Source organism: Holdemania massiliensis AP2, assembly GCF_000327285.1.
Lineage (GTDB): Bacteria > Bacillota_I > Bacilli_A > Erysipelotrichales > Erysipelotrichaceae > Holdemania > Holdemania massiliensis.
In genome coordinates, this window is sequence record NZ_HE998568.1 from 596,072 (window position 1) to 606,932 (window position 10,861).

The 10,861-nt window shown below is 46.3% G+C and carries 7 protein-coding genes; 3 read left to right on the top strand and 4 right to left on the bottom strand.

Going from position 1 to position 10,861, the window contains the following annotated elements; translation table 11 throughout:
* Positions 1-24: 24 nt before the first annotated feature.
* The 3 genes from BN162_RS10620 to BN162_RS10630 are packed head-to-tail and all read right to left on the bottom strand — an operon-like array spanning position 25 to position 4,390.
* On the bottom strand, positions 25-1,467 hold the full coding sequence (locus BN162_RS10620; RefSeq protein ID WP_020225079.1) for a M81 family metallopeptidase: 1,443 nt from the start codon (positions 1,465-1,467) through the stop codon (positions 25-27).
* 11 nt (positions 1,468-1,478) lie between these two features.
* A complete protein-coding gene (locus tag BN162_RS10625; RefSeq protein ID WP_020225080.1) occupies positions 1,479-2,921 on the bottom strand; it encodes a M81 family metallopeptidase in 1,443 nt (480 codons plus the stop codon).
* A 20-nt stretch (positions 2,922-2,941) separates the two neighbouring features.
* Positions 2,942-4,390 carry a M81 family metallopeptidase gene (locus BN162_RS10630; RefSeq protein ID WP_020225081.1) on the bottom strand — a complete coding sequence of 483 codons (1,449 nt, stop codon included), beginning with the start codon at positions 4,388-4,390 and terminating at the stop codon, positions 2,942-2,944.
* 494 nt (positions 4,391-4,884) lie between these two features.
* Between BN162_RS10630 and BN162_RS10635 the strand changes: the two genes are divergently transcribed.
* Positions 4,885-6,660: an FAD-dependent oxidoreductase gene (locus BN162_RS10635; protein WP_020225082.1), complete on the top strand. Its 1,776-nt coding sequence runs from the start codon at positions 4,885-4,887 to the stop codon at positions 6,658-6,660.
* Between the two features lie 448 nt (positions 6,661-7,108).
* Here BN162_RS10635 and BN162_RS10640 read toward each other — a convergent pair whose 3' ends face one another.
* Positions 7,109-9,088 (bottom strand): alpha/beta hydrolase family protein, encoded by a 1,980-nt coding sequence (locus BN162_RS10640; RefSeq protein ID WP_020225083.1) that lies wholly within the window; start codon positions 9,086-9,088, stop codon positions 7,109-7,111.
* Between the two features lie 520 nt (positions 9,089-9,608).
* Between BN162_RS10640 and BN162_RS17970 the strand changes: the two genes are divergently transcribed.
* Both BN162_RS17970 and BN162_RS17975 read left to right on the top strand, forming a co-directional pair.
* Entirely contained in the window at positions 9,609-9,809 is a 201-nt protein-coding gene (locus tag BN162_RS17970) for a hypothetical protein (protein WP_020225084.1), read from the top strand.
* Positions 9,810-9,813: 4 nt separating this feature from the next.
* On the top strand, positions 9,814-10,861 hold a 1,048-nt coding region (locus tag BN162_RS17975; RefSeq protein ID WP_208854754.1), incomplete at its 3' end, for a type II TA system antitoxin MqsA family protein.

A 10,861-nucleotide genomic window follows, 5' to 3' on the forward strand; every position in this document is an offset into this window, starting at 1 on the left:
TTGCCTTCAAAATCTCACCTTCTTTTACATTTCATCGATTGGAAACATCGGCCGCATAATCCGCTTGAATGGAATCGTTTTGGTATCCTGCGGCGTTGCGCCCATCGTTAACGACATGATGCACAGTTTCCCTTTTGCTTTTAATTCCGGGAAGATATAGCCTTGCTTGACAACGATCACATCATACTGATCCCAATCCACACCGGCCGCGATGTATTGATGCTGCTCGCACAGCGTATTATTGTTGGAGGCAATGATGATGTCAATCGGCTGTGAAATCAGACGAACGGTAACCGTCTGTCCCCAAACCCGGCTGCGCCCGCTCCAGAGATTGCCCATCAGGGGGCCTTTGGCGATGATCTTCCCTTTCAAGGCAACTCTTTTAGATTGATCATCAACATTCATGCCTAAGTCAAGCGCGGTATTTTCACTGATCGCCTTGTCCTGCAGCTGTGCGATTGCCTGCGGATCGCAGATCGTCGCAAACAGGACACGTTTCTTTAAATCCTTAACCGCAAGAAACTGCCGCAGCATGCTAGTATTCCAGCCGCTGGCTCCCGAGGTGACATTATCCCCGGAATCCGTGAGAAAGACAGGCTTGCCTTCAAACTCCAGCGCCATCCGCAAGGCTTCATCCGGCTGAGCTGTCAGTCCTGTATAATGGAATTCATGACGTTGATTCCATACATAGTTTGCCAGCTGGTCTGCAATCTTTTCCGCATAAGCCTGATCCTCGGTTTTCTTAGGAACAACGACGATGCCGCAGCCTGCTTCCGGACAATCATGCCGCAGATAGCCGACATGCCACGAACAGCTCAAGATCCGCGGATCGAGTTCCAGCTGGTCCATAAACTGATTGATTGAACGCACCGGTTCATCCGTGGATACACTCTGTTCCCCGCCTAAGATCAAAGGCAGTTTGCGGTAGATGGCATGAATATGTTCACGCTTTTTCAACAGATCGCAAAGCATCTGCGCAACCTTGCGCTTGGTTTCGTCCGCGTCGGTGTGCGGACTTTCCCGATAGCTGCGCAGAATCGTACAGCTTTCCACGTACTCCCGCGTCAGATTGCCATGGGGATCACACACCACCGCAATCGGCAGATACGGCCCGGTCAGCTCGCGGATTTTCTTCATCAAATGATGATCACCTGAGCCTAGACCCTCGACCTCACTGGCGCCATGCAGATGCAGATAAATCCCATCCAGTTCATTCAGATGTTCCCGCACCGCCTTCAAGAAGCAGCTTTCAATATAATCAAAGGCATTCCTTTCAATCACCCCGGCCCCGGCCGCGTTGGCATACAGCGCGGGAATCATCGCAATCCCCGTCTGATCGAAGACATCGCTGATTTTGTTTTTACGCAGGCATTCCTCACCGAAAGCTAAGTCATAATTCGCCAGATTGGCCTTCTGGAGGATATTCGCGTTGGACTCCGTGGTAAAGAAGCCGATTAAAACCTTCATCCTACGCACCTCTAAATCTGATCCACCGGGAACATCGGCCGCATAATTCGTTTGAAAGGAATCGAAGCTGTGTCCTGCGGTGTTGCTCCCATCGTTAAGGACATGATGCAGAGTTTTCCCTTTTCTTTCAGTTCCGGGAAGATGTAGCCTTGCTTCACGACGATCACATCGTAGTTATCCCAATCCAGACCGATCTGGTCAAACTGGTGTTTTTCACACATCGTCTGACGGGTCGAGGCCACGCTGATATCGATGGGCAGTCCCTTGACGGAAACGACCACTGCATCGCCGTAGTGCGCGTCATGATCATGCATCAGATATCCGCGCAAATAACCTTTGGAACGAACGGTTACATCCAGCTCTGTCGCCTTCGACCACTCATCGGCATTGACGCCTAAGCGAATGTGCGCTTCGCTGCCGATTTCCAGCTCGTTGAGCTGTTTCCAGGTTTCCGGGTCGCAGATATTGGAAAACAGGAACTTCTTTTCTAACTGATCAAGCGCTAAGACCTGACGCAGGATGAAGGTATTCCAACCGGTCGCGCCGGAAGTCACATTATCCCCGGAATCGGTGATGAACACTGGTTTCCCCTCAAACTCCAGCGCCATCCGCAGCGCTTCCTCCGGCTTGGCGGTCAGACCGGTATAGTGGAATTCATGCCGGCGATCCCAGACATAAGCTGCCAGCTGATCGGCAATTTCTTCAGCATAGGCTTTATCCTTCTGTGATGCCGGAACAACAACGATGCCGCAGCCGGCCACATCCGTGTCGTGACGGATATAGCCGACATGCCAAGAACAACTTAAAATCCGCGGATCCTGTTCCAACTCATCCATATACTGATTGATCGAACGGACGGGTTCATCCGTTGATACACTCTGTTCTCCGCCTAAGATCAAAGGCAGCTTGCGGTAAAGGGCATGGATATGCTGACGTTTTTTCAGCAGATCGCAAAGCATCTTCGCCACTTTGCGCTTGGTTTCATCGGCGTCGGTATGCGGACTTTCCCGATAACTGCGCAGAATCGTACAGTTTTCCACATATTCCTGACACAGATTGCCATGTGGATCGCAGGCCACCGCGATTGGCAGATACGGCCCGACCAGCTTGCGGATGGACAACAGGATATGATGATCGCCCGAACCGATTTCCTCTACTTCACTGGCGCCGTGCAGATGCAGATAAATACCGTCCAGCTCATGGAGATGCTTGCGGACAGTATCCAGAAACAGCGATTCAATATAATCAAAGGTGGAACGGGTGACCACCCCGGAAGCCCCGGCGCTGGCATACACCGCGGGGATCATCTCAATCCCTTCTTCCTCAAAGACCGAAGCCACCCGCAATTTGCGGATGCAGTCCTCGCCGAAGCCGAGATCATAACTCGTTATCTCATTCTTTCCCGGAACATTGGCATTGGATTCAGTTGTAAACAAACCGACTAAGACTTTCATATTCTTATCCTCTTTTCTATTTAGATCTGATCAATGGGAAACATCGGGCGCATGATCCGCTTAAATGGAATGGAAGCCGTATCCTGCGGTGTCGCGCCGTCGGTCAGCGACATGACATAGAAGCCGGCCTGAGCTTTAAAATCCGGGAAGATGTAACCCTGCTTCACCACCGTTACATCATAATCTGTCCATTCAATGCCGATATGCCGCAGCTGCGCGTTCATGATGATCGGCTGGCTGGTTTCTGAAATCAGAATGTCGATGGGCTTGTCTTTAACGCTGACGAGGGTACAGCCGCCGAACACCTTAATCAGCTCCTCGCCGACAAACCGCGCGATTTCACCATGCCTTTTCACGACAACGTCCAGCGGGACGCTTTCTGAAAGTGCGTCAACCCCCGCACCCAAACAGATCTTGACGGCTTCCCCTGGCTGGCAGTTTTTCAGTTGGCCTGCGGTTTTCGGATCGCAGATCGGCGCAAACAGAAAGGATTTCTTCAAGTTGGGCTCCGCTAAGACCTGACGCAGCACAAATGTGTTCCATCCTGTCGCCCCGGAGGTTGTATTATCGCCGGAATCGGTAATGACCGCCGGGCTTCCCGCAAAGTCCAGCGTCATCGCCAGGGCTTGTTCAGGCTTAGCTGTTAAGCCGGTATAATGGAATTCATGCCGGCGCTGCCAAACATAGTCTGCCAGCTGATCAGCGATTGTTTCCGCATAGGCCTGATCTTCCGTGCGGGCAGGCACGACCACGATGCCGCAGCCAGCGACCGCGCAGTCATGGCGGATATAGCCGACATGCCAGGAACAGCTCTGAATCCGCGGGTCTTGTTCTAATTCATCCATATAAATGTTAATCGAACGCACCGGCTCATCCGCTGAAACACTCTGTTCCCCGCCTAAGATCAGGGGCAGCTTGCGGTAAACGGCATGGATATGCTGACGCTGCTTTAGCAGCTGGCATAAGAGTTCCGTGACTTTTTCGTAGGTTTCTTCCTTATCCGTATGCGGAGACTGGCGGTAGCTGCGCAGAATTTGCAGGGCTTCCACATAATCCTTTTTTAAATTGCCGTGAGGATCGCAGGAAACAGCGATGGGAATGTAGGGTCCGACAAGCTTGCGGATTTCCTGAATAATATGATGATCCCCAGAACCTCCTGCCAGCCCGGCAACTTCACTGGCTCCATGAAGCATGAGATAAATACCGTCGATTTCATGACGATGCTCCTTCACCGTCTTTAAAAAACAGCTTTCAATATAAGCAAAGGCGGCTTCACTGACAACGCCGTTAGCTCCGGCATTGGCATAAATCGCGGGGATCAAGTCGATGTCATGGCGATCAAACACATCACGAATCTGCATTTTCTGGATACATTCTTCACCAAAGGCAATATCATAGTCTGAGATTTCACACTGATGAGGGATGTTGGCGTTGGATTCCGTCACAAACTGGCCGATCAAAACTTTCATACGGGATTCCTCTCTTTCTGTTTCCTGCGGGCTGGATTGTTTTAAAATCATCTCAAAAAAGCAAAAAAACCAATCTGCAAGACACAAAAGTCCTGCAAATTGGTTTTGCTTGTTTTGTAAAACAATAACAATCCAACTTCGTTTTAATTGTAAGCGATTTCGATAGGGGTGTCAACTTGTTTTCCGCATCCCGGCAATAACCTTGATTATCCTAAAAAAACCTTCTTCTGCTCTTTTTATCAACCTTTGTCCGATGGCATTGAATTCTTTACAACAAACAAACAATACGACTTCCCAGCAGCCAAAACTGTTCTATTTCATGTTTCCTCTGATCATATTAAATTTTTATCCGCATGCCCTGCCTATATTTGGAATTTAACTTTTCACTTGAAAAAATAAAAATGATTCTAAAATTGTGCGTCCAATGAATTGACACGGCCGGATATTACCAATAAAATAATAGTAGACGATTGTCTAGTGAGGAGAGAAAAAAAATGAAACGTTTATCAGCACTTTTGTTGTGCGGACTGATGTTGTTAGCCGGATGTTCATCATCGCCAGCGCCAACAGCCAATCCGGAAACAAAAATGACTCCCGGCACTTATTCTTCCGTGGGGACAGGGTTCAAAGGCGACATCAAACTGGATGTTACCGTCACTGAAGACGCCATTACTGAAATTAAGGTCGTGGATCACAAAGAAACCAAGGGGATTGGTTCAGAAGCCGTTACTATTTTAGCAGATAAGATGGTAGAATACCAAACGACAGGGGTAGATCTGGTGGCTGGCGCTACCGTTACATCCGCCGGTTTCAGAACTGCGGTGAATGAGGCTTTGGCTCAAGCCGGAGCGGATATGGATAAATTCGGTGCCGCCCCGGAAAAAGCCGAATTAAAAGAGGAAACCTTGGATACGGACGTCGTTGTCGTAGGCGGCGGATCTTCAGGGATGATGGCGGCGCAGTATCTTGCAAAAGATGGCTATAAAGTAATCTTGCTTGAAAAAACACCGATGGTCGGCGGCGCCAGCGCTATGGCAGGGGGAACTTTGTCCGCTACAAACAGCACATGGCAAAAAGAAGCGGGTTATGAAGATTCACCAGAAGCCCTAAAAGAACGGCTGCTGGCCATCGGCCATAACAAAAACCATCTTCCAACCCTTGAATTATTCACCAGAATTATCGGACCTAACTTCGACTGGATCGTAGATGAAAATGGCGGCAACATGCCGTACAAGCATGAAGGTTCCGGGGCAAGCTATTCCTTTGAAGGCAGCGGTTCCGGGGCAATGCTCAAGCTGAAAGAAATTATGCTGGATGCAGGAGCTGAATTGCTGCTGAACACTCAGGCCACTGAACTCATTGTCAATGAGGGTAGCGTTGTAGGCGTTAAGGCCACTGGAGAAGAGGCTAACTACACAATCAATGCTAAAGCGGTTATTCTGGCAACCGGGGGTTATGGTCATAACAAGGACATCGTTCCGGAAGAATACTTCGCCTTCCGTTATTCAGGACATTCCGGTCATGATGGCGATGCTTTGGAAATGATCAAGGCAGTTGACGGTGCTACTCGTAACTTGACTTGGTTAAATAAGCAGCCTAACACGATGATTCTTCCAAGCGGTGCTCCTCAGTACACAAACATGGGTGTTGGCAAAGCCTACAACATGAGCGGTATCCTGATCAACGAAAAAGGGGAAAGATTCGCTTGTGAAAACGGGGATACTTGGGAATTGATGCTGGCGATGGAAAAGAATGAAAGACAATACTTACTGATGGATCAGGAAAACTATGATGCGTTCAATGCTGCGATGGCCAGCATTTACTCCGCGGAAGATGCGGCTAAGTGGACAGCGGATGACTATACAGGTCAGCCGTTCTATAAGGGGGCCGATACTTTAGAAGAACTGGCAGAAAAACTGGATGTTCCGGCGGAGGCTCTCAAGGCTACGGTTGCGAAGTACAATGAAGCTGTGACTGCCGGGGCCGAAGATGAATTCGGACGCCAATTAACCACGACCATTGCTGAAGAAGGCCGTTACTATGCACTGGAAATGTCAATCCGTTATTCAACGTCATTAGGCGGTATCTGCATTAATGATTCCATGCAGGTCTTAAACACATCGGAAGAAGCTGTTCCTGGATTGTATGCGGCCGGTGAAGTGGTCGGCGGCGTTCAAGGTGACTTGTATTTGCCAAGTTCAACATTCACATGGGCCATGACCTCGGGTGTGGAAGCCGGCCGAGTTGTTTCTGCGGCTTTGGCTGAATAATTAATCCGATAAGATAAAAACCTTTAAACAATGAACAAAATGGAGTATTTCAGCCGCTTAGGTTAGAATACTCCATTTTTTACACAATGCCCCTCCCTTTTCCATCTTAAAGTCATTGCAAGGGTTAAAGAATCGTAAAAACTCAACGATGCACTAGATTATTCAGATGTTCCTGCTTTTGAGATGTTCAGCTCGAATTTGCAAGATCGATAAAATTACAACAAAAAATTGAAAAACCGGTATCTCTGGTGACTATCGTAATTTGCAGAAGTAAATATCACTCTTGATTTAGGAAGCTTGCATTTACTTTTGCAATTCACGAAAGAAAACCTCAATGAGCAAATGAAAAGGCGGCAGCATTGCCGTCTTTCCGCTTTATTCCTATATCGTATCATTCATGCGAACGATAGGCTGTGATTTTAATCGTTTTATCTCATTTTTAATTCTTTCACTGCTTATGACACCACTGATCCAGCCAGCTTTGGATCTCAAATAAACGGCGCTGCCGGGCCTGAGGTTTCCCGCTGCGGCTGAGTTCATGATTCTCCCCTTGAAAACAGACCATCCGCGTCTTGACTCCCAAATCGGTCAGAGCTGTAAACATCTGCAGTCCTTCCGACAGCGGACACCGCCAGTCCTGATCGCTGTGCAGAAACAGTGTCGGCGTCTGTACGTTACCAACATACCGGATCGGCGATTGCTGATGGATCGCAGCTTGCCCCGCTTCACTTAAAGGCTCCGCCGCCAGCTGATCGCGCACGAAATAATAACCAAAATCACTCAAACCGTAAATCGTCATGAAGTTAGCGATCGATCGCTGACTGACGGCACAGACAAATTGAGATGTATGGCCGATAATCCAATTGACCATAAACCCGCCGTAACTGCCGCCGCAGACCGCCACCCGTTTAGAATCAATCGCTGGAAAAGCCGGCAGCACAGCTGAGATAAAATCCAATAGATTCTGATAATCTTCATCCCCATACCGGCCGCGGATATCCGCAAATTCATCAGTCCGGCCCACCGATCCGACAGGATTGCAGAAAAGCACGAAATATCCGGCGCTGGCCAGCATCTGCATTTCATGATGGAATACTTCTCCATAAGCCAGATTAGGACCGCCGTGAATTTGCAGTACCGCCGGATATTGTTGACTGGGATCGTAATTAATCGGCGGCATAACCCAGCCGTCAATCCTGCGGCCGCGTGAAGAAAAAGGAAAATACTGCGGCTGAGCAACATAACGGTCAAGCAGCGCCGCCTGATTCCAATCTATTTCAGTTTTTAGCTTCTTTGTTTTTAAATCAACCGTAACCAGAGCCTGCAGAGCGTTAGTCCGCTGCGCTATCAACCACAACGTCTGACCGCTAAAAGCAAAGTCGTCAATGGATCCATCAAAATCCAGGATCTTTTCCAGCTTTCCATCACAATCCAGACGAAATAACGGCGTCGTCCATCCCACGGTCATCGTAAAGTAAAGCTGATCTTGAACAACCTTGACGGCACTGCCGCTGTTTAACCGGCAGTCGGATACAACTGAGTTTCCCAAAGGATGATCCAGCGCTTTCAAAATCCGGTATTGCTTCGTCATCGGATTCAGAAGATAGAAATCCAGCGCTTCATTTTTTCCGTAACGCTCGCCTTTCGTAGCCGCAAACACAAGGCTGTCATTCAAAAAACAAGGTTCTTTAATCCGGCGGAAAACGCCCTCTTCAATCAACGTCGTTACTTCCTGCCTGACTGCGTCATAAAGGAAAAGACCTTCCTTCTGAGAAGCTTTATCCTTGTAAGTCATTCCGGTAAATAAAACCTGATGACGATCCGGGCAAACCGCCACACCGCCACATTGAAAATCGGAAGAGGTGATCGACTGATATTGCTGTGTCGTCCAGTCGGCCACAAACAACCGGTTTCGATGACGGCTAATGAAGCCACGGCCATTTGCACACCAGGGCAGCTCTTCCAAGACCATAACGTTTTCTTTATACGTGTTTCCTGTTGGGAAATTCGCTTCATCCTCCCCAACATTTTCATCCACCTCAGCTTTGACGATCAGCTGTGTGCCGCCTAAATAATGGGCTGAGGATACTGGAAACGGAAGAGAAAAGATCTCAGTCAGATCGCCGGTTTTCAATGAATAGGTTAAAAATTGAGTTTTCTTGGGATCACTCTGAAATAAAGATGTTTCTGCGTTGGTTAAAAGTAAGGTGTCCGCATCCAAAAAGCAGACTAACCCAGGTTTCTTCAATTTTAGCCGTGTTTCCCACGCCTTTCCTTTTTTAATCATCAGTTCATGACAGTAACGATTTTCCTGCAGCTCCATTTGGGAGCGAACACAGGCAATGACTTCTTCACGATAAGGATTCATCGTTAATTTGGACAAGAACCAGTAGCTATTCAGATCCATAGGTTGAATGGGTTTCATCATCACTTTCCTTCTTTCTGATCCTACTTTAGCATCTTTTCTCAATCTGAAAAGAACCTGGACGCAGATCGAATAAAATTCTCAGCCTCCGCTTCTTTTCCTCTCTCAAATTGATTCAGTGGAATAAAAAATCTTTTATTTGTCCTTTTATGAAAAGTCCGGTTCGAAAGCTATTTAATCTCTGGTTTAGAATAAAGGAAAATCCATAAACTCTTCCTGTTACTTTCTTACTTCATTGATTACGTTATGTTTATTGCAAGCAACGATAATTCAAGTATCGATATTTTACAAGGGGAAATAATTCGCGGTCATATGATACCATTTTGATCAACTTCCCTATAGAATATAATTAAGGTAGAGGTGAGTTCATGGTCCATCAAGCTAGGATTGCAGAAATCGTAACATTTCTTGAAGAAGCTAAAAGATCAGTCTCTACCGGAAAATATGACTTTGTTCCCAGAAGAAAAAATTTACAGGCATTAGCACAAATTGGTTTACGATCCAAGACGTAAAAGATGAAATCATGTCATTAACCGTCAATGATTACTACAAAGGGCCTAAGCAAGACTTTGACAGACCTGGCGTACTATGGGAATTTAAAAAAATACTCGCTGGATCTAATTTTTACATTAAAATAAAAATTGTTCAGGAAGATGGAGAGAATATTCTTAAATGTCTGGCATTTCACGAAGATGAATTTGCCCGAGAAGTTGTAGGAGGTTAAGGCTATGAAAAAATTCTGTGAAGTTTGTGGAAAAATTGTTGAAACTCAAATCATCTCAAAACAAGAAATTTATAATGTGTGTGGTGAAAACATCGAGGTTTGCGCACAAATCTTAGTTTGTGCTCATTGCCAAGAAGAATTCTATTGTGAAGAACTAGATAATGCAACGCTTACCGCTGCCTATAATCAGTATCGCAGAAACCACAAATTGTTGTTTCCAGAAGAAATTAAGAAAATCAGAGAAATGTACGGACTAAGTCAAAGAAGTTTCGCACAGCTTCTTAATTGGGGTGATAAAACAGTGCATCGTTATGAGAATGGAGCAATTCAGGATAAAGTCCATAACAGTCTGCTTTTGTTCTTACAAAACCCAGAAAACATGCGTAATTATTTGTCTGATAATGAAATTATTATTGATGAAAAGCAAAAGAACAAACTTTTAAAGACACTAGATCAACTGAATGATCAATCGCAATCATCCCTAGCCAAAAAGATGACCAATCTTATTTTTAATAAGAAGCCTTCTATTGAAAATGGTTTTAAAGCTTTTGATTACGAAAAATTTTGTGCCATGGTGCTCTTCTTTACCCATCAATGTCCTGGCTTGCCAAAAGTAAAATTGCTGAAATTATTAAATTACTCAGATATGCTTTTCTATAAAGAAAACGGTATTTCTATCTCTGGAACACGATATATCCATTTACCTTATGGGCCAGTTCCCCAAGACTTTGATTTGCTTTTCGGTCTATTGACAACAAATCATATAGCTCATGTTCATGTCGTTTATAAAAATGGTTATGAAAAACACCAGGTCATTCCAGATCATAAATTGATGGATGGTGTACTCTCTGACCGTGAAATCAAAGTACTGGAACGAATTAACGAAAAATTTGCCGCGTTCGGTTCTGTCGAAATATCTAATTACTCTCATAACGAAGTCGGTTTATCGCTCGACAAAACAGGGAGAAGTCATCTCTTACGCTTATGCAAAAGAGATGGATCTCAACGAATCTTGATTTCCTTCAAAAAAGGCCTGTCCTGTTGCAGACAAG

Excerpts from the sequence above, each read along its gene's own strand:
- BN162_RS10635 (WP_020225082.1), top strand. The coding sequence starts at position 4,885 with ATGAAACGTTTATCAGCACTTTTGTTGTGCGGACTGATGTTGTTAGCC.
- BN162_RS10625 (WP_020225080.1), bottom strand. The coding sequence starts at position 2,921 with ATGAAAGTCTTAGTCGGTTTGTTTACAACTGAATCCAATGCCAATGTT.
- BN162_RS10640 (WP_020225083.1), bottom strand. The coding sequence starts at position 9,088 with ATGATGAAACCCATTCAACCTATGGATCTGAATAGCTACTGGTTCTTG.
- BN162_RS10620 (WP_020225079.1), bottom strand. The coding sequence starts at position 1,467 with ATGAAGGTTTTAATCGGCTTCTTTACCACGGAGTCCAACGCGAATATC.
- BN162_RS17970 (WP_020225084.1), top strand. The coding sequence starts at position 9,609 with ATGTCATTAACCGTCAATGATTACTACAAAGGGCCTAAGCAAGACTTT.
- BN162_RS10630 (WP_020225081.1), bottom strand. The coding sequence starts at position 4,390 with ATGAAAGTTTTGATCGGCCAGTTTGTGACGGAATCCAACGCCAACATC.